The organism is Sphingobacterium sp. UBA3519 (genome assembly GCF_002377215.1).
Taxonomy (GTDB): domain Bacteria; phylum Bacteroidota; class Bacteroidia; order Sphingobacteriales; family Sphingobacteriaceae; genus Sphingobacterium; species Sphingobacterium multivorum.
In genome coordinates this window covers 229,376-250,264 of record NZ_DFPI01000037.1, presented here as the reverse complement: position 1 = coordinate 250,264, position 20,889 = coordinate 229,376, and the positions used below count along the sequence as shown (strand labels likewise).

The 20,889-nt window shown below is 40.9% G+C and carries 17 protein-coding genes; 4 read left to right on the top strand and 13 right to left on the bottom strand.

Annotated features, from left to right (window positions below; translation table 11 throughout):
- The first annotated feature begins 504 nt into the window (after positions 1-504).
- Positions 505-1,452 (top strand): alpha/beta hydrolase family protein, encoded by a 948-nt coding sequence (locus B3297_RS23885; protein WP_083296047.1) that lies wholly within the window; start codon positions 505-507, stop codon positions 1,450-1,452.
- A gap of 94 nt (positions 1,453-1,546) precedes the next feature.
- Here the strand turns inward: B3297_RS23885 and B3297_RS23880 are convergent, their stop codons facing one another.
- The 6 genes from B3297_RS23880 to B3297_RS24965 form a co-directional block, all read right to left on the bottom strand.
- On the bottom strand, positions 1,547-2,212 hold the full coding sequence (locus tag B3297_RS23880; protein WP_201638943.1) for a hypothetical protein: 666 nt from the start codon (positions 2,210-2,212) through the stop codon (positions 1,547-1,549).
- Between the two features lie 170 nt (positions 2,213-2,382).
- The gene (locus B3297_RS23875; RefSeq protein WP_070568012.1) at positions 2,383-3,375 is read right to left on the bottom strand and encodes a hypothetical protein; all 993 of its coding nucleotides are present in this window, start codon (positions 3,373-3,375) and stop codon (positions 2,383-2,385) included.
- A gap of 18 nt (positions 3,376-3,393) precedes the next feature.
- Entirely contained in the window at positions 3,394-4,068 is a 675-nt protein-coding gene (locus tag B3297_RS23870; RefSeq protein WP_070568014.1) for a hypothetical protein, read from the bottom strand.
- A complete protein-coding gene (locus tag B3297_RS23865) occupies positions 4,065-4,403 on the bottom strand; it encodes a PadR family transcriptional regulator (RefSeq protein WP_046675346.1) in 339 nt (112 codons plus the stop codon). The genes B3297_RS23870 and B3297_RS23865 overlap by 4 nt, the downstream gene beginning before the upstream one ends.
- 377 nt (positions 4,404-4,780) lie before the next feature.
- Positions 4,781-5,278 (bottom strand): hypothetical protein, encoded by a 498-nt coding sequence (locus B3297_RS23860; protein ID WP_070568016.1) that lies wholly within the window; start codon positions 5,276-5,278, stop codon positions 4,781-4,783.
- The gene (locus B3297_RS24965; protein ID WP_070568018.1) at positions 5,250-5,543 is read right to left on the bottom strand and encodes a pentapeptide repeat-containing protein; all 294 of its coding nucleotides are present in this window, start codon (positions 5,541-5,543) and stop codon (positions 5,250-5,252) included. The genes B3297_RS23860 and B3297_RS24965 overlap by 29 nt, the downstream gene beginning before the upstream one ends.
- 706 nt (positions 5,544-6,249) lie before the next feature.
- Between B3297_RS24965 and B3297_RS23855 the strand changes: the two genes are divergently transcribed.
- Positions 6,250-6,798, top strand: coding sequence for a hypothetical protein (locus B3297_RS23855; RefSeq protein ID WP_159333120.1), 549 nt, complete (start codon positions 6,250-6,252; stop codon positions 6,796-6,798).
- Positions 6,799-7,019: 221 nt separating this feature from the next.
- Here B3297_RS23855 and B3297_RS23850 read toward each other — a convergent pair whose 3' ends face one another.
- The 3 genes from B3297_RS23850 to B3297_RS23840 form a co-directional block, all read right to left on the bottom strand.
- A complete protein-coding gene (locus B3297_RS23850; protein ID WP_286779626.1) occupies positions 7,020-9,458 on the bottom strand; it encodes a hypothetical protein in 2,439 nt (812 codons plus the stop codon).
- Between the two features lie 54 nt (positions 9,459-9,512).
- Positions 9,513-9,863: a hypothetical protein gene (locus B3297_RS23845; protein WP_139145042.1), complete on the bottom strand. Its 351-nt coding sequence runs from the start codon at positions 9,861-9,863 to the stop codon at positions 9,513-9,515.
- A 256-nt stretch (positions 9,864-10,119) separates the two neighbouring features.
- The gene (locus tag B3297_RS23840) at positions 10,120-11,472 is read right to left on the bottom strand and encodes a MutS-related protein (RefSeq protein ID WP_159333122.1); all 1,353 of its coding nucleotides are present in this window, start codon (positions 11,470-11,472) and stop codon (positions 10,120-10,122) included.
- Positions 11,473-12,135: 663 nt separating this feature from the next.
- Between B3297_RS23840 and B3297_RS23835 the strand changes: the two genes are divergently transcribed.
- Together B3297_RS23835 and B3297_RS23830 are read left to right on the top strand one after the other, a co-directional pair.
- Entirely contained in the window at positions 12,136-12,711 is a 576-nt protein-coding gene (locus B3297_RS23835; RefSeq protein WP_075993518.1) for a Crp/Fnr family transcriptional regulator, read from the top strand.
- Between the two features lie 132 nt (positions 12,712-12,843).
- Entirely contained in the window at positions 12,844-13,542 is a 699-nt protein-coding gene (locus B3297_RS23830) for a type 1 glutamine amidotransferase domain-containing protein (protein ID WP_286734725.1), read from the top strand.
- 241 nt (positions 13,543-13,783) lie between these two features.
- Here B3297_RS23830 and B3297_RS23825 read toward each other — a convergent pair whose 3' ends face one another.
- The 4 genes from B3297_RS23825 to B3297_RS23810 form a co-directional block, all read right to left on the bottom strand.
- The gene (locus tag B3297_RS23825) at positions 13,784-16,282 is read right to left on the bottom strand and encodes a sugar-binding domain-containing protein (protein ID WP_286766632.1); all 2,499 of its coding nucleotides are present in this window, start codon (positions 16,280-16,282) and stop codon (positions 13,784-13,786) included.
- A gap of 28 nt (positions 16,283-16,310) precedes the next feature.
- Positions 16,311-18,224 (bottom strand): family 43 glycosylhydrolase, encoded by a 1,914-nt coding sequence (locus tag B3297_RS23820; protein WP_286779625.1) that lies wholly within the window; start codon positions 18,222-18,224, stop codon positions 16,311-16,313.
- Positions 18,225-18,347: 123 nt separating this feature from the next.
- Positions 18,348-19,025, bottom strand: a complete 678-nt coding sequence (locus B3297_RS23815) for a DUF3823 domain-containing protein (protein ID WP_286779624.1) — start codon at positions 19,023-19,025, stop codon at positions 18,348-18,350.
- A 12-nt stretch (positions 19,026-19,037) separates the two neighbouring features.
- Positions 19,038-20,888: a RagB/SusD family nutrient uptake outer membrane protein gene (locus B3297_RS23810; RefSeq protein ID WP_286779623.1), complete on the bottom strand. Its 1,851-nt coding sequence runs from the start codon at positions 20,886-20,888 to the stop codon at positions 19,038-19,040.
- Position 20,889: the final 1 nt, after the last annotated feature.

The window sequence follows — 20,889 nt, the reverse complement described above, 5'->3', positions numbered from 1 at the left end:
ACAAGAAAGAAAAACTTAAAACACTGTTAACGAATCTTATTCCGTCGCTATTTTATTTCTTACAAATTTCTTAATTTTCAGGGAGCTAATACGGACTTTATAGGGACCTCATTCGGACTTCATTCGGATGAAAGCGAATAAAGACCAAATAAGTTCCGTAGAAATAACGATTATAAAACGGAATAAAATCAAATTTGACCACTAGTTTTTACCCAAATAAATATAGACAAATCAAAACCCCGTAAAAGACCAGCTGTGAAGTAAGAGTCGTATTAGACCAACCGTAAAGTAAAAGCCGTGTTAAACCTTTTGTAAACCTTTTTCAAGAATGGACATTGCTATCTGCAAAGAACCAAGCAGACGATTCAAGGGAATTTTGATCCGCCATTTACAGCAAAAACAGGACGATTTACCGATTCAAACCTACAGTCCACCGAAAAGCACAAACTTTTTAAATTTAAACTCGTTACTTTAGACAAAAATAAATTTAACACCGAATTAATTATGCCTAAATCCTCCTCATTAAACTGTTCCCTGACGAACTATGCTCCCTTACAGCGGATTACACTTCGTACGCTACCTTTTCTCGTCGCCATGTATTGCCTGCTCTTCGCGCAACATGCAAAAGCCCAATCTTTAGACTGGTCTACAAAAGATATTGTATTTAAAAGTAAGAGTATTAAGTTAACAGGAACCATACTTCAGCCTCGCCGTGCCCATGCGGCCATTGTCCTTATCCATGGTTCTGGACAAGAGAAAAGGATGATGGAGTTTGCCTCATATTTGGCTCAAAACGGTATTGCTGTATTTACTTATGACAAGCGCGGAGTTGGTAAATCTGAGGGAACCTACGCTGGCCCTGAGGTCGGTACAAATAATATCGACTCTGCCAACCTCCACCTGCTGGCCAAAGATGCACAAGCAGCGGTAAAAGCATTCCATCAGCAACTAGGGAAGACGAACATTCCAATGGGACTACTTGGATTCAGCCAAGCAGGATGGATCATTCCCTTAGCTACCAACCAAAATCCTTTGGTCGACTTTTTTGTCTTGTACAGTGGAGCAGTCATCCCTGCCCGTGAGCAGCTTCGCTTCCAGTTCTTTACGAATGGGAAAAAAGATTTTTGGGATAAACATACGGAAGCCGATGCTAGACAACATGTGGCAAATGATCCGGATCGCTATCAATTTACAAATACCGATCCCATGACACCACTTAAAACAATAACAACTCCAGGACTCTGGCTTTTTGGATCCAAAGATATCCAAATACCTGTAGGTTTATCCATTGAACATCTCAATGCACTTAAAGCACAAGGAAAGCCTTTCGAATATTGCCTATTTCCTTTATTAGATCACAATACAAGCCTTTCGGCATCTAGCGAACCTAGCACTATTGCATTGAACTGGATCAAAAGTAGGAGTAAAAAAAAGGCACAAAGAACCTCTTGACAAGGTTTCATGAGCATAAGATCAAGCATTAAAAAAGGCCTAAATAAAAAACTTAGGCCTTTCTTCAATCAATTCAAATGTTTAACTCGCTGGATTAATGCAAATCCGCACGAAGCACTTTATTTTTATTCAATGCTCTATTGGAATAGATGATATACAAGGTGCCGATGATGGTTGGCGTAATCCAAACCAGCGTTGAACCAAGCTGAATCCCGGCAACTAAAAAGGCAGTCACCGACGCAATCAATGCGCCTACCATACGACCCAAATGACTGACCAGCCAGCCATTTTTCTTTTCTTTGAAACTTTTAAACAGCTGAAAATCTCGAATACTCATAAATGCACCAAAACCACCAAAAAAGACATATAAAACAGAATTTGCCACCTGCTGTATTAATCCAATTAAACCAAGACATAACATACCAACCGATGCAAGCAGCATCGTAGCCGAAATAAGTTTGTCTTTCCAATCGGCCTGTTGTTTAATCTTACTGCGTAAAGTCAACGCGCGATTACCCGCCAGAATGAGATAGATGGTAAAGATACCGATCAAAAATAAAAATGTGTTTTCGTGGCCCGGCATTCTCGCAATAACAAGTGAAATTAAAGAACTAATCACCATCGCATAGGAAAATATGATCCCCATTTTCTTATGCGCTGCTCCTCCCTTTTTTACAGCCACACTGATCAGGCCGGTAATCAATCCTACCCCACCAAAAAACGCGTGAATGTAGATCAATGTCTTAATTGTTTCTTCCATAGTTCTTCTTTAATTGTTTTTAGCTAATAATGGTATTGAAGCAAAAAGGCTAATTAATGGTTATGCCATGTTTAAAATAGATAGACAGGAAACTGCGCTATGATGCCGTTTGCGACAATAGCCCAAATGTAAAAAATATCCTTTTAATTATCCAAATGTTTAAATAAAAATCATTCTTTTTCCTCACGGACGAGAAAATCATAAGAGTACCAGAATTTAAGGTCCCCATAGGAATTAAGGTTTCCTAGACTATAGCTAATGGGGTAGTCAAAGCTATTCTGTTGCAGTTCAAGTTCATTTTTATAATCAATGACAAGTTTTTTAATAGCGTCCAAACCTGTAGCGCGTCTAATAAAACTAGTTTGACGTCCACCACGCAAATAAACCAGCACATCGGAACGATTTAACACCGTTTCGTCGGTTTTTGTCAGAAATTGATTGTACAGCAATTTTTCCAATACGTTTTTAAGATCACCACGTGGAAAATCACTTTCTCCCATCATAATCGAGTGGGTACCATAGTTGACTGACGAAACATAGTAGGGATTATATCCTGATTTTTTTAACTTCCCTAGTGCATCCTTACTAAAAGCCTGTTCATAGTCTTTCAGATCTGCATGGAGACTAAATGTAATATGTTCTCGACGCAATAACAGGCTATTAGCTCTTTTTATCGTGGTAGAATCATGGTGACGGACCAATTTGAGTACACTATCTACGTCAGGGCTATTATTAAGATGGTAGCGTATCGCTCTATAATCGAAAAATGCCCCTACAGACGACTGCCTCAAAACAGCCGGTTCCCCCTTGCTTTTCTTAGCGAAAGCTCGCACAGCATCAAATCCAGGAATGATACGGATTGGAGCTAAAGTTGGCTGTGTAGAAGAAATTGTGCTCTTGAAAGGTTTATAATTGCGAAGGGAAGTTAGTTTTAGTTGCGGCGTAGTATCTTTTAATCCCCAAACTGTCCCCAAATAGAAGTTTTTATCTGTAGTGCCATCCACGTAGATCTGGCTAACCGAAAACCCGACGGAACGCCCTACAAATTGATACCTTTTAGCCATTGTTCCATCACCGATCTCCCTAGCGTCAAAATCACTATCTTCTTTGTCACAACTGGACAAAAAACAAATGCTTAATAACAACAGGAAAAGATATTTCATAATTTAAAAAATTAATCGTCAGCTCTGGTGCAGCACTTCGATCTCATCTACCCGTCGGACAATGGCCTTTAGATTCTTCTCAAAGATAGACAAAATTCCTAATCCAATATACATAAAAATAAGAATAACAACACGATACAAAGCTAAAGGAACATAATTAACGATCCATTCCGAAGAAACCAACCCGATGATCAAAACCATAATCGGTATTGTTAAACCAAGATAATTGCGATAAACGCAGTATTTGTTCCCTCGAGGCCGATGCCGCAATAGGTATACTGGAATATAAAAAACTAGTGTACCAATCATCCCTAATTTTAATCCCGTCCAAAAAGCATCTGCATCGAGCGGCACAAAATAATAGAACAATGTGAAGTACACGATATAAATTGCACTATGCCAATGCTTGACGAACTGTAAAAAATCAGCAGGAAATTTATTGATCTGTTTTCTTTGCAGATTCAATTCATAACTAGCTGCAATGCTTCCAAACCCTGCCTCTCCAAAACTGGCATAAGCGAGATCAATGGCTCGATTGAAATACATGCCGGCATCTGAAGACATCAGTTCCTCTACCTTACAGGCGAAGTGATCCAAAATTTCAAGTTGAACATCAACATAATGATATCCTTTAGAACGGATAAAATCCATCAGAATACCTAACTCCGCTTTGGTCAATTTCTTTTCTGTCATGATACAATTGGTTTCGTGTTCAAAATAACCTGCAACTTCTCCACAAAGGTCAACGCATCTTTCATTTTACTTATCTGCGCTTTTTTTCCCTTCACTGTCAGGGAGTAATACTTTCTTGCTCTTCCATCGACAACTTCTATTGCTGTATCCAGAAGCCCTTCCGCTTCTAGCTTATGTAATGCAGGATAGAGCGCTCCCTCAGTGAGGATAAACTCCCCATCTGTTAAGAGTTTTACCTGCTGGGTCATTTCATAGCCATACATTCTTTCCGTTCCAGACAATAGCTTCAGAATAATCGTTTGTAAAGTGCCTTTTAATAACTTCGTATCTTTCATTCGTTCATCTTAAAAAAGTAATTAAATATACCTAATTTTCTTATATATACAAAAACATAAAAAAACTATGATACAGCAGGTTGCATTTTAACTTCAATCATCAGATTTGGTCTTTGCACGGCCTTTTGACTGCACTGCTTCTACCCTGCTTTTGCCTTGCTTTTGGAATTCACCTAGCAAATCCCTATGAATCGCCCAGTCTTAACCTAGTTCACTAGGTAAACACAAGGTTTCAGCTAAGTGTTTACTAGGGACAAGAGCGAACAAAGGTAATGACAGGAGCGAATAAAGGCATAAGCAGGTCGGGAGCGAAAAAGCCGCTAGAGCTGGGAACTCCAAACGGCTTTGCATTAACAATTATATATAGAATGATATGATTATCCTGCTTTTAATAGATCAACAATAAGACGATCTCTATTTTCATTCAATGAGGGGTAAAACTGATTTAGATCGACCAATATAATTGGCATCCCCCTATTTTCGGGCTTATACAAGACATTATCCACCAAGTCCCGACAGAAAACCAACGATTCATTATCCGTAAACACTTCTCTTGACCTTTTGAGGAAACTATCAAAAAAACGTCTGGGATTATTGATGATTTTAAGATGCTCTTGGTTTGGAAAAACTGTACTGGAGAGATCTAGCCCTCGAGAAAATATAACGTCCTTTAATTCTGCATGACCAAAATTTACCAAGGGAGTCTTTAATGGTTTGGCTTTTTTGAGAATAAAAAGATTGGTGGAATATAAATCTTCTGTAAAAGGAATTCCATAAAACCATGAAGAACTGATCTTTCCCTTAAATACCACATGAATCAAATTCGTCCCGTCGAAAGTTGTTTTGTCAAATGTAAAGGAAGGACGATTTTTCAATTTTTAGATTTCCAATGATGGCTTTCGAAAAATCATTCGCTTCGAATGTACTTTCCATCCAAAGCCCAGATTCCTGAAAAACAACAGACTGAAAGTTACAGTCTACAAAGGTACAGCGAATGAACTTACAATCACGAAACATGGAGTTCATGAAGCTTTTCCCTTTTATCTTGCAATCGATAAAAGAACAGTTTTTTAAGACTTTGTGATTGAATTCAAAACTTTCAATCTCACTTTGCTGGAATATTTTATTAGTCAGTGCCATGCTAAAAATGATTAATAGGCTAAAATTTCATAGTAGTTGCATTTCAAATGGATATTTAACGGCCAAAATCTCCATTTATACAATGATGACAACGGGAAAGACAAAACGTCCTAAAGGAATTTTGACTTTTTTTATTTTTTTTATCCCAGCCTAAAACAGCCAAGACATATAACATGTCGTTGCAAACTAATTATAGGAATATGTCAGCCATTCTTCAACTGACCAATAGGCACAAAAAAGCCGCAAGGACGGGAGTCCTTTACGGCTTACTACCTATGAAAAACATTTACCTTACGTGTAAGGCACTATCTACTATGACAATTAAAATTAAAATGTCGCACATAAATCTGCAGCACAATAAATTAACAAATTAAGATTGGCTCATTTTTTACTCTACAAAAGCGTCAGAATTTGTTTCGGCATTTCTTGTATCCAAATATAAAGTGCTCGGTCAGCGATTCAAGCCACCGTTTACAATTCGCCAAAAATGATTTACGATTCGTTTATTGTATTATTTTAATCGGCTGGTTAATTAGCCCTTTACTGCTATAAGAAAAAAAAGTATATCGGTGGACGCAATTAAAACTGTTTATGAAATTGATAAAAAATATCTTGGTAGTGCTTGTACCGCTTACCTTATTCAGCGGCATAACCTTTTCCCAAAGCAAAGAGGAGCTTAAAAAAAAATATGAAAACAGCAGTATAGATGAAGAGCTCAAGAAGAAGATGGCTACGGAATATGTCTTTCCCGATAGCCTCATCTTATCCCCTTTACACTATACCAATTCCTATTAAGCCTAAAGAAACCTATTTCAGCTGGGGCGATTATGAACATTCCTGGGTCACTATGTATGTCGAAGATTTAAGCACAAAAAAAGTGGTCAATGTAGGCTCACTGGCCTTCCCGGGTAAAAAGATTCAGATGAAAGGGCATATCACATCGTTCTTAGAGCAATACAAGTATTTCATCGATTTTGCACAAAGGCCGAGGGATCTTGAAGGATTAAATGTCATCCGATACGACAAATTACCTAAAGTAACCATTGTTCAAAAAAATCTACGCATTAATGGTAAATTGGTCAAGTTTGAAAAAGTGCCGACTTACCATAACCGTACACACAACCCCGAACAAAGTAAAGTTGCCGGTGAAATTCCTATTCTATCCAAGGATATTTATAACCCTACGACCGGTGAACTGACACTCGAAACGGGCGTGTCTGTAAAATGCCCCCCCAAGAAAGAGGACGGCAAATAGCCGGCAATGAATTATGATAAAATGCGATCATCGTCTACGACGACAACTTTGATGCCCGCAGTTTCAACAGCGATTAGGATTACTATTTTTAGGTGGAGGATTTTAATGAAAATGGTCGTTCGAAACAGAGCAAAAAATTGCTCCATATTGAATAACGTATAGAATGCCCTATCCCATCGGGTAAAAAAAGAGTCTTCTCATCACAATGATGAGAAGACTCTTTACTTAATCACAAACCAAGTTTGACTTTTTGCTGGTATATTGACCTCAAAGATCCCTTCCGAGGCTGCATTTAATGGCATTGTCCTACTGTTCTGATCTTGCTCAACCACTTGCACATTTCCTTTCAGTCCGGTATAGTATAAGTTGACCTTAATTTTTCGTGTTATCGCTTCGTCCAATGGATTATAGATCATTAGTAATCCCTTTTCTTTTCCCGCTGGATTTACGTGCAAAATAGCATCATAATCCATCCCGTCAGGACGTCTCACATGGATGATATCACTGTCCAAAACTTCACGGTGTTTCTTGTAAAAATTCACCCATTTGGTTACTACATTTTTCGTCTCTGGGGAGTCATAAAGCTGTGGTCCACGATAACAAGCCTGTACACCTGCGCCAAATAGATTGGCCAAGCGTTGTTCATAATGAGGCAGGTGATCCTTCAAAGGCTCTATCGTTGCCTCTTTGCCGCCACCTTGATATTCTACCAATGGAACAAACATCCACCCCATCGATGGTGCCTTCGCCCAGGTACCATCGAAGATATTCTGTCTTTCCACAATTTCCTGTTGTGCCCTCGGTAATGACCAATTCGCTTCGCGGTAGCCCATTCCTACTTTGTTGCCGCCGTTCAAGAAATACATATCCGGAATATTCAGGTAGATTCCCTTTTCACGGCACCATTTGTAAAAATCAGTAATCCGTTTAAACTGATTCCATTGCGAGTCTTTTTCATTATGATGCCCGGGGTGATCGGTGGAATAGCACCAATCTCCAGGATAAGAGCCATCGTGCTCAAATACACCCAGTCCCGAACTTTCGTACAGGTTATACAGCTTTTTGAAGTAAGCCTGGCCCCATTCACTCTCAATACAGGGTGAACTTCCAAAGCGAGGATGCATGCCTTCAGGTAGCACAACGTCATTTTTAGCATCAATATGCCGACTGGCCAGGAGCGAATAGCCTCCAAGTTCAATTCCTTTGCTATGCGCATAGTCAGCAAGCTCTTTCATACGCTTGAGATTTTCGGGAGAATCATCTTCGGCATTGAATCCAGACCAAAAGGTCATAATCACCATTTCAAAACCAACCTCCGCTGCTTGATCAATTGCCTTTTTTACCGACTCGTTGTCCGAACTCCGTACATGCATCAATATTGGATTTTCAGTTGCCCATGGCGCCATGGAGCGCAGCATTTTTCGATATCCAAGGCTCTTACGTTCGCGTTCCCAGCTATCGTTCAACAGCTCCCAAACCCGATAGCTTGCAAATTCTCCACCGGCAGCAACCTGTTGTTCGGGTCCCATTTTAGGTGCAACTTCCAACAGACAGGGTGTCTCCCGGTCGTAGTGGACCTGTGTGGTATATAGCGGGTCTTTTTTCCACTCCAGACTCGAGGAATAAACGACTTCCTCGCTCATACCGCCAAATGTATAATCTGTTTCCACGGTGATATTAGGGTATAACCAACGGCTTCTATGATCTACCGAACTTTCGGGCTCAAATACAGCCAATTGCTCACTCTTAAAGCTATTAACCACAATTTCCCGGTCCGACTGATTCTTCACAGTAATCCACTTACTAAAGATCGGCATGTCATCATAAAGATCATAATGAACCTGTACCGTAACGTTTTTCATATAAGCAAGTTTACTGGACAGATCGCCTGCAAATTGGGATGAAAAATCACCGTATGCCCAAAAACCTTCTATTTTGGAGCGACCTTCCTTTGTAGAAGCCTTTCCATCTTTGTTCTCGCCGTTTGGATCCATTTTTCCGACACGAACCAACTGTATCTTGTCACCTGACTTTAGCGAAAGATGACCGACAGTATGCCATTGTTGTCCATCCAAAGAGGCTTGTGCCAATAATTCTTTATCCGCTATTTCATATCTAAACCATAGCTGATCTGCTTTACCAACTTCGAAGGTTCCGTTATCGCGTTTGCCATCAAAAAAGACTACTTTGCCTTCGCTTGCTCGCCAATAAAGTCTGGGGCTACTATTCGTTAGTGTTAGCCCAAAACCCAATCCCCAATCGTTGGATTGATCAGTACCTTTATTCATCTTGGCGACGAGTACCTTTGCGTCTTGAGGAACCGCTCTTTCAGCAAATACTGCCGCATTCTCCAGTGCCATAATCTCGCCCACTTTTTCTTCATTGACAAAGGAATTACGTGCATGTGATTTTGACACTATCAACTTCCAGTCGGACGCTAAACGCTGAAATTTATCTTCCAACAGCAATGATCTGTTTTGGTCACTTTTGCTCTTTGCGGCAAGAGCATCGATCGCCTGTTGATCCAATGTATAGTTAAATGTCAGCTCTTTGCCCGGCACTGGCCAAGGCATCTCTTTAGGCATCCAGTTTGGCCTCTTTTTCCAGCCAAAACGGGGTTTTGTATCTTCAATTTTATAATCATGGAACTTAAAAGCCATGGGATTAGCCTTTAAACTCGGTATCCATTCTTTTAGTAAGTAATTATGTACTTTTTATCCTTCCAATCCACCGACATCAAAGGTAAACCCATCGATTGTTACACTGGCTTCAGATCGGATCGACCTTAGAAATGCTGTATTTCCAGTCAATTCGTCCAAACCAATACTGGCTACATTTGGAAAAGTCGTAAATGTACGGCTGACCAAGCCATTGGAAAATACCAAATGACCTTCTTTCGTCTTGAAGAGCCCTGCTTTCGCATGGGGAGTTCCTATTAGCCAGTCTCCAGACAGGCTGTTGCTTTCTTTGTTAAATAGCGGCAGCTGCTGACTATAGCTCTGCTTTGCCTGGCCCAACACGCCTAGTAGACACAGGATATAGAGTTGTTTTTTAAAGTAATTCATCTTTTTAGTTTGCCAATACATTTACTGACGCGACTTTCAGATACTTGCTTAAAACTTTGATTTTATTTGCTTTCAACAGTATTACCGAGCCCCATTGTTTATTTGGTTCGTTCCCCATTACTTCGTCAAGTCTACTGGATCCAAAGATATCTGCAATTTTACCACCTAAAAAAATGCTTAAACAATTGATTCGATTTGACCAAAAGTTTACCATAGACTATAAAACTGAAACAAGATAATCAATATCACAATAATCTCATTCTTTTTGTATTCCCAAATCAAATTCCCTTAAAATCTCAAATACCCGTTCTTTGCGCAATAACCACATGCCTAACTTTTCTTCGGCAACACCATCCAAAAGTCGGTATGTAAAGATAATACCCTTCTGTTCATCCAACTGAACCCCCAAATATTTCAGTGCAATACCATCTTTATACAGTATGGGGCAAATTTCCGTAATATGTGAGGACAATAAGAATACACTGTTCTTGTATCCTTTCAAACAGTTGACTAACTCCAGGGTTGCTTCACTGGCATCACTATGGTTTGTCCCCTTGAATAGCTCATCCATGAGAATAAACATTTGTTTACCGGATGCCAATAATTCCGCCAAATGTTTAACCCGTAATACTTCGTTAAAAAAGTGACTTGCACCTGCATTTATATTATCACCTAAATTTATGGTCGCCGATATTCCGTCAAAAAGTACTGTTTTCATCGCATCTGCTGAAACCGGAAAACCAAGATGTGCCAGATAAACGCAGCTTCCAATTGTCTTCAACAAGGTAGATTTGCCCGTCATATTTGCTCCGGTCAGATACCAAAGGTTGTTTTCTTTTTTTATTTCTACATCATTTTTAATGGCATCTTCAATAAATAAATTATAAGCTCCACGTATGGTGATCATATCCTCTCCCCCTGTCTTTTCCTCAATTTGAGGAAAAACAAGATTCTTTCCTTTGATACTTTTTGCTACACTGAACAAAGCATCCAAATGATACAAAACATCGAAAATCTCACGTATTGCATTTCGTTTTATATTTCTAAAAAGATAATCGTATTTGATCATCAGCTCCTTAGAAAATTTGTTATTCAGCAACTGCTTAAACTCATCCCGATCGATATCTTCCAAAACACAATCTACGTGCTTACGATATTCTTTGAGAATAGCTAAACTATGACCTTCTGATTTTGCAGATGCTAAAAAAATAGCAAGACCATCTGTAATCTTAGCGATCTCGTGAATAGATCGCTTAATAAGTATCTCGCGTTTTTTAAAATCCAAAGACAAAAAATTCGTTGACACCATTTCGAGATAATAAGTAGCCCTGGAAGATGAATAGGGTTCTTGCGGCAGAGACAAATATTGCTCCAGATCCTGCATCATATACTTATCCAATAGATCCGAAATCTCAACTTTTTGCATAAAAAGAATTAGATGCTGTCTGCTTTCTATTTCCAATTTAGAGGAAAGAGGTTTAAGAAAATAACTATACAACATATCCCGCCCACCTAGCGTAACTGTACAATCGAAAAAATCGACCATATCCTTATACCTACTGTTGGTAACATTTAAATCCGCTAAGGTTTGCTTGTCAACGATCGACATAATTTATTTATTGTGGCTCTTTCCTTAAACTTACTCAAAGTCATTATAATTAGCAACACTGTAGCAGAATCGTTATACAGCGAAATAAGTTTTCATAATCATGAGATTACTAGCGATTATTCTAGAATATTAAAACGGAAATATTTAACTAATGAGCCAATCAGGCAAGACATAGGTTCTTAAGCATTTAAATTTATAGGACATATCCAAGGAAATAACGCAAGGGTAAAAAACAAAAAAACACCCGAAAGCATGGGGTACTCCGGGTGTTTTAGCCATATTATTAACCTATTTTATGAAAAGTGCCCTTGAATGGGCAACACTAAAATAGAAAATAACTTTGTATAAACAAAATAAAATTTAAAAAAATCATTTTTTATAAATCACTAAACCGGTTAAACATGGAAATTTAGCAGCGCGGCTAAAGGATTTCAAGTTGCGTTTTTGTCTAGGAACAAGTTAAAATCAAATTAATATTATCTTAATATATTACAGGGGGTAACAAGGGGTTAGTAGGGTATATACCCTACTAACCCCTTGTTACCCCCTGTAAAAGTAGTGTTATTCCCTTCTTAATTTTGAATCTGAGGAGAACTTGATGCAGCCCTTCGCTATCATTGTGAGATTTTGTTTAATTTTAAATCGATCAAGTAACTGTTAGCTATGACCGAGCGTGAAATTCTGAGACAACATATCGACAAAACCGTCCAGTTAAACGACGAACAATTCGACTACTTCTTTTCTTTTTTTAAACCGATCTCCTTTAAAAAGAAACAAATGATTATCCGTCAAGGAGACCTTGTGGAACAAGAGTATTTTGTGCTAAATGGCTGTTTAAAGACCTATTTCACCAACGATGAACAAAAGATGCATATCTTACAGTTCGCCACAAAAACCTGGTGGGCTTCCGATTATAATGCATTGCATAACCAAGGCCCAGCTACGGTCAATTTAGATTGTGTCAGCGATGCAGACACTCTTTGCTTATCGAACGAAGACCGTGAAAAAGTATGTAAGGAAATTCACGAAGTTGAAACCTTTTTTAGATGGCGTTCCAATAAAGGATATATTGGGCTGCAAAAAAGAATAATGTCACTGCTGAACAACGATGCTCGAAGCCGCTACGAGGAACTCATGCAGCAATATCCTGAACTCTATAATCTCATTCCCAAACATTTGATTGCAGCATATCTGGGTGTTTCCCGCGAAACACTGAGCAGGCTATACCAAGCCAAATAATGTGATCTATATCACAAAAGCAAAACCATTCGCTAAATTGTGATGTATATCACATAGGGCTCTGGCAACTTATCCCCTACTTTGTACTATCGTTTTAAACATATAATTTTTTAACAGACTTGGTTATTTAATATGAAAAAAGACAAATTAAAAGTATTGGTTGTATTGACATCACATGACCAATTGGGAGATACGGGAGAAAAAACAGGTTTTTGGATTGAGGAATTTGCAGCACCTTACTATGTTTTACAAGATGCAGGAGTGGACGTCACAATCGCATCGCCTAAAGGTGGTCAGCCACCGATAGACCCTAAAAGTGCACTCCCGGATTTTCAAACCGAAGCAACCAAACGTTTTGATGCCGATAAGGAGCTTCAAACAAAATTGGCAAATAGCATTCCTTTGGATCATATCAATGAGCAGGATTATGATGCTGTTTTCTATCCTGGGGGCCATGGCCCTTTGTGGGATTTAACCAATGATAAGACATCCATTGCATTGATCGAATCATTTTGGGCCCACAACAAACCTGTCGCTGCCGTATGCCATGCCCCAGCTGTATTTCGCTATGTCAAGGATAGTAATGGTCAGCCACTGATCAAAGGCAAAAAAGTTACCGGATTTTCAAATAGCGAGGAAGAAGCGGTTCAACTAACGGATGTTGTTCCCTTTTTAGTGGAAGATGAACTCGTAAAATTGGGTGGTCAGTACAGCAAAGGGGAAGATTGGCATAGTTATGTAGTCAAAGATGGTCATCTCATTACCGGGCAAAACCCTGGGTCTTCGGAAGAAACTGCTAAAGCTTTGTTTGCTCTATTGAGCAAGATATAATAAACAATTAGCTAAAATCAACAAGGTTATTTCCTNNAGGAAATAACCTTGTTGATTTTTATATAGGTAGCAGCAAAGTACAAACTGGCTTTGGCCGATTTATATTTTTTGTGAGCAATATATAAAACCGTAATTTTTCCAATAGTGGAATGGACATCCTATAAGATTTTGGCATAAAAAAAGCACCGGAGTTTTCCGGTGCTTTTTTAGTTCAGAAGTTCAATAAAGACAAGTGAGTTAATTATTTTATGCTATAGGTTACGTTTGCCATTGTCAACCAAGACGAGGTAAATCGTATATTAATTGTATCGCCCGATTTGCCCAAAGCCTGAACATACACGATCATTTTTCCATGATAAACGCGCTGTTTATTATCGGTATAGTCGCCCATATCTGCATTGTTCCCCGCTTCCATACCCAGTAATCGCGCATGTCCAGCAATATCACAGGTGATTTCATCTTCCGAAAGGACCACAGGAAGTCCCTTGTTATCCACCACTTGCAAGGCAACCTGCAAAATGCCACCGCTCTCAATCGCTTTCCCTCCTATCACCGTCGCCTGAATCGCCGCCGGACGTTCACTGGATTCGATAGTGTGCCGAACTACTTCTTTTTTATTCGTGTCCAGACCAACAACCTCTAGTTTACCAGCTGCATAGGGAATATCCCAAAAGATGATACCTGTCTTCTCATCGTAATTTTTCTCTTCGCCAACAACCTTACCATTAAGCTCCAATCGCGCCTGAGGGCTATTGGTGTAACAGACCACCCTGATTTGCTGCCCCTCCTGATAGTTCCAAATTGGCCAGGCATCCATGGAGGGCGCTTCATTTTTCCGTTGCCCCTGTTCGGATTCCAATGCAGACCAGACATCGGTAGTCGTTGCTCCGCCCTTCAATGGATAGGTTCCCAAATAAGCCATTGGTTTATCGGACCACAGCGATTGGCGGTAATAACCCCTCGGTTTAATAAAACCTGCGAAATCCAGCAGTCCCGAATAAAATCCACGTGAAGGCCAACGCCCCGACTCTCCGAGATAGTCAATACCCGTCCACAAGAACTGGCCAAATATATGCTTGTTGTCGCGTACGGCAAGCCATGCCGGAAGATCGTGCCGATTCTCACTTCCGAAAATCACGCGTGCTGGATAGCGCTGATGATCCAGTTGATAACGACTTTCGGTATAATTGTACCCTGCAATGTCGAGTGCCCCCGGATAGGCCGTTTCGTTGGACATAGCCACACCTGCAAGCCCTGCTGTAACAGCTCTGCTTTTATCATATTTTTTCACAACCGCAACCAAGCGTTTCGCTATATCACCCAATCGCATCGCATCTGGTGCATCCTTTTTGTATCCGCCATACGAAGCCTGTGTAAAACCACCCTCCTTCTTCTCGCCGTTAAGGACAGGATGTGAATAAGGGTCATTTGGATAATCCACTTCATTCCCTATACTCCAGGCGAAAATCGAGAGGTGATTGCGATCCCGTTTGACCATATCTGCAAGATCTTGCTCGCCCCAGCTTTCAAAAAAGTCATACGATCCCTCAAAACCGGGGGTCCCGACATTCCAGCCCTGCAGCCATTTCCGTTTTGGAAATTCCCATTCATCAAATGCCTCATCCATAACCAACAGCCCCAACTCGTCACATAAGGTGTAAAGCGAGGATGCTTGCGGATTATGACTGGTTCGAATGGCATTGACACCCAAAGATTTTAATGTCTGCAGCCGTCGACGCCATACCTCGGTATACATTTCAGCACCTAGCACACCGGCATCGTGATGTAGGCACACGCCTTTGACTTTCATCCATTCGCCGTTTAAAGCAAAGCCCTTGTTTGGATCAAATGTAAAAGTTCGGAAGCCCGTTTTGATTGCCGACTGATCAATTTGCTTTCCATTTTGCAATACGCTTGTCCGCAAGGTGTATTGATTGGGTTGATCCAAGCTCCACAATTTAGGGTTTGCAACCGTCAATTGCTGCTGTATCGTCGCTTTAGCGGCAGCATTAACCTTCACTTTCTCCGATTTATTAGCGACAACCTTCCCTGCGGCATCAATCAACTCCTGCACAACGGTAACCGCACTGCCGTTGGACGTACTATTGACAACGGTCACTTCGGTATTTAACATTCCTTTCCCTTGCTTTAGCTCGGGATAGGCATATACTCCCCATTGATCAATATGCAAGGGATTGGCCTTTACAAGCCAAACGTCACGATAAATGCCCGATCCCGTGTACCATCTTGAATCGGCACTTTTACTGTGGTCGACCTTAACAGCGATGGTATTTTCTTTTCCAAACTCAATATATGACGTGATATCATAAGAAAAGGATATATAGCCGTTGGGGCGTTTTCCAACAGATTTGCCATTGACAAACACCTCGCTTCGGTTGTATACCCCCTCAAAATAGATAAATATTTTTTTGCCCTGATCTGCCATAGGTATCAGGAGCTGTTTTTGATACCAGCCAATACCGCCGGGTAAATAGCCTGTCGCGCTGGCTAAACTTGGACTGAGGGGGTATTTTACGCCCCAATCATGGGGCAAACGGACCTGCTGCCAGGCTCCACGCTTCGTTTCTGCGCTGGCCTGCCACTGGATATCACCCAAATGGAAACGCCAGTCTGAATTGATCGCTTCGGCCTCACCAAATCCAGCCTGTGCGTATAGGCCACTGATGCCCATACCAATAGAAACAGCTAAGACGGATAGTTTTTTTATGAGATTATTCATTTTACTTTTTTGCATTAGGTTCAAGTGATTAAAGCGTTGGAACAACAGGCAAGACATGGCCCTGATCATCAAAATACAAACGATCCATACATACCTCCCGGTTAAATCCTGCTGCGTCGCCCATATCAATACCTTTGGGATAATTGAATCGATGGTAAACAATATACCATTCGTCTTTACCGGGAATCTGCAAAATCGAATTATGCCCAGTGCCATAGATCCCTTCCGCAGAATCTTTTTGTAAGACTAAATTATTAGCCGGAACAGTGATCGGTCCATCAGGGGAAGTTGCAGTTCCATAGCGTACCCGATAATTTTCACTCCGGGTATCATCTTCTGACCAAAAGAAATAATAGCGTCCTTTGCGGTAGACAACATAGGCACCTTCGCGGAATGTCTTATCGGGAGTGAGTACCTTTACTGTATTTTTTTTGATGGAAACCATATCTTTGTTGAGTTCAGCAACAGCCAGATAGCCATTTCCCCAATACAGATAGCTTTTTCCAGATTTGGGATCGTTAAACACCGCCGGATCAATCTCCTGCCCGCCATTGACACCCTCAGGCTTAAAATCGATCAGCGGTTTTCCCGCGTCCTTAAAGGGTCCGGTAGGCAAATCGGCCACCGCAACACCGATCTTTTGCGCTGCTGTAAAATAATAATAGTACTTATAATCGTTCTTGACTTTCTTTTCCGTGATTGTAGGTGCCCATGCATGTCGAGGCCCCCAAGCAACATCTTTTTTCAGATCCAAAATCACACCCTCATCTTTCCAATGACTTAGATCTGTGGAAGAAAAAGTTTTAAAATAATAACCACCCCAACCGTCAAAGCCATCACTCGTTGGATAGATATAGTATTTCTTTGTTTTGTTGGAATAGAGGACATCCGGATCGGCATAAAAGCCATCCAATACTGGATTCTTTCTGAATGTGAATTCCATATCTTTGGGTTTCCCCCATTTGGTGGTCAAATCCAGAATTTCTTGTCTTGAAATAGGAATGATGGTCCCATGCCGTGGATGAAAATCCATGTCAATTTGATGGTCGATTACTTTAAAACGATCAAGGTCTTCAGAGGTGCAGAATTGATACTTCCCCTTACCATAGACATCATACATCAGGATATATTTGTCCGACTGATTGAGTTTAAAGACACTGGATCCTTCCACAGCATCATTGGTCTGCTGTTTATAGCCCGGTTGTTCAATCCACTTACCCGAAGTCAGGGAATCAGTTATCGCCAGCTTAATACCATTTCCATGTCCTTCGGTCTTGTAAAAAAGGTAGAACAAACCATTCTTTGCAATAATATCGCCATCGATACAGGATTTACCATTTTTTGGAAGAAACAGCACGTTAGGTTCGGTTTCAAAATCTGTAAAGTCCTTGTTTGCATAAGCATAGTAGATGATATCTGGACCATTTCCGTGCTGCATGGACCAGTACACCATGTATTTACCGACCGAAGGGTCAAATATAGTCTGGGGCGCCCATACTCTTTTCAACGCTTCCTGACCTTTGAAACGCTGCTGTATATCGATTGCCTGATGGGACCAATGCACAAGGTCTTCGGATTTTAGCAGGATCAAACCCCGATTAGAATCCCAGCCTTTGGAGGAAGTCATGTCGGTGAGCACCATATAAAATGTTTTTCCATCTTCGCCACGGAGAATATGCGGATCCCGAACACCGCCGGTTTTACTGATTATCTTCGAATCCAGGATAGGTTGATTATCATTCAACGCGCGATAGGTATAGCCATCTGTGCTGATCGCAAAACAAACAGCTTCGTCTACAACAGCATTCCCTTTGAAATAGGCAAATAAGTAACCTGCAAAATCTTTGTCGGTAGGTCCGCTGCGATAAGCCTGTGCAAAAACACCGCACGTAGCATGTATTAAAAATAAGGTAATTATGATTGAAATTCTGTTTTTTTTCATGAAGATTTAGTTGAAGAAATAAGCATTGGCATATTTTTGCGTCTATACATTTTTGCATCTCTAAAAGCCACGGGATTTGATCCCGTGGCTTCGTAATCTGACCATTTAACTTGTCGTCAGTACCTATTTTAAAGCTATTTTTTGAACGGCAGTATAGTAGTACTCTCCCGATACCGTAGCTTTCACCCCTATTCGGGCAAACACATAATCGAGGTTTTTCAAATTGTCCGGCAACTCTCCGACAATCCTCGTCGGTTGACCAAAAGCAACGTTAGCCAAATTGGCGTCCACACGTAGCTCGCGTTGTACCTGATCTGTCAAGACAGATTTACCGAGGTAAAGACGCACAAACTCCAAATTTGCCGTACCTACTATTCTGTTCACCGTAAAGTTAGCCGAAATACTGTTATTATTTTTTTGAAAAGACTCGTTTGTCACCGTAAAATAGGGTGTTACAGGTACATCAATGGTCGTATTGCCCTTCACTTGTACCAAAACCGTATCAGTTGCCTGTTGCAGCCATGGTGAATCTCCTTTCCGCACCAATTTGTATTCGCCATCAAAAAGACTAACAGAAAAAGAGCCATCCTGATCAAAATATACGGGTATTGCTGAGCGAAGCGGGTGCCCATCCTGCCATAATTCCAATTGAGGGCCGTTATTCCGAACGCCAATCGCCTTCCCCTCATAAACAACGCGTCCTGAAAGGGTTGATTTTGGAGCTTCAAAATTATCATATTCGCAACCTACAACGAGTAGACTTGCAAAAGCTATCAATAAGCTTAAAAATTTTATTTTCATGGTTCAATTAGATTAATGAAATGGATTTCTAACTATTTTAGGATTTTTATTGATGACATCCTGACTAATGGACGCATAATAATTGGCCATACGGAAAAAGCGTGCCTTTCTGAAACGCGCAGGTCTTACCCGTTCATAGATATACTTACCGTCATCGGCATGCCCTGGACGCACGACACGATAAGCATATAGTCCATATACAACCGCGTTGGGATCATTTTCAGATCCGTCCCACACCAAATGTGCAATACGCCACCTTTTAAGATCATAGTAACGATGATCTTCGAAGGCAAGTTCGACACGGCGTTCATTACGGATGATATCCATCGTTAGGTTACTGATGCTATTGGCCGGAAATCCTGCTCTTTCCCGCAACTTATTGACATAAGTTCTTGCATCTACAGTCTGCCCCAGCTCAAATGCAGCTTCTGACGCGTTGAGATAAATTTCACCCAGACGAAACCACGGCCACCAGTTAGCAGCTGATGTACCACGTGTGCTGGCCGCCGGCGCATCACTGACAAATTTCCGGATATAGAAACCGGTGTTGCTGACGTCCTGTGCATCATAAAGCGGTCCATCAAAGCCGGTCCACAAACCACCACTCGCATAATTCTGTCCCAGTTGTGGTGCTGCAGTAAACTGGTAGGCTCCATTTGCCCCCCAAGTTGCCACTCCAGCCTGAATACTTACAGCACGTCCGCGGAATGAAGTTCCCGGATAAATCACCGTTCCAAACAAACGGGCATCTTTATTTGCAAAAATATCGTTGATATTTTGGTAGGCTACGTAATTTCCTGCGCCGTTTTTATCATGTAATGTACCTTTGCTACCGTCTAGATAATCAAAACTTTCTACAAGGCTCAATGAAGGCGAAATCGTCGATGACGACTCATTGTCTTCGGTCAGACTTCTGACGATATTGTCATAAGCAAAGCGGTGAACTTTTAAACTCGTTACAAAATCCTTTGCAAAGATGACCTCAGCACCAGTTTTCTTATTGAGCATATCATAAAAATTGGCACCTTTATCGGCATTCTCATTGTAAAGCGCATAGGGACCGTTCATAATTTCCTTGGAGGCAGCCAGCGACTTGGTATAATACCCAGTAGCCATATTGGCAGGAATTCCCACTTCTCCCCCTGCAGTCGTTATCGGTGAGGCCATCAGATTATTATATTTCGCGATGGATGCCGCATAAAGCATTGCCCGACTTTCCAAAGCTAATGCCGTATACTTGTTGGCTCTGGTCTTACTGGCATTATAGACGGCGAGATCTTCCTTAATCTCTTCCAGTTCTTTGTAAATAAAATCGTAGACTTCATACTCTTTGGCACGTGCCACCTGCAATGGTGTTGGATCGCCGCTAAAGTCATAGATAAGTTGCGTAGTGACAATCGGAACCCCTCCCATGCGTTTGACGAGTTCGAAGTAAACAAAAGCGCGGATGAAGCGTAATTCGGCTTTATACTGCTTGCGTTGTGCATCAGACAATTGTGTACTGAACTGATCGATATTTTCTAGGGAAAGATTCAGATCCCGAATAAGTCCATAGTCCCAATAGCGACCGTAATCGTCACCAAATTGGTAATCGTTACGCCAGTTTTGATCGCGATGTCCCGACCACATCGCATCATCCAATTCGGTCATTCCTCCTGTATTGAAAACACCATGTAACGTTGGCATTCTATCGTAATAATTGGCGACGAGTGAAGTCAATAGTTTCGGATCATTCCAAAGCTGTGCATCGGTAATCAATGATTTTGATTCCCGGTCAAACCAATCGTCGTGATTGCAGCTGCTCAACGAGGACAAGGTCAATAAAGCAACGCCTATGTAGGTAAGTTTAAATCGTAGTTTCATG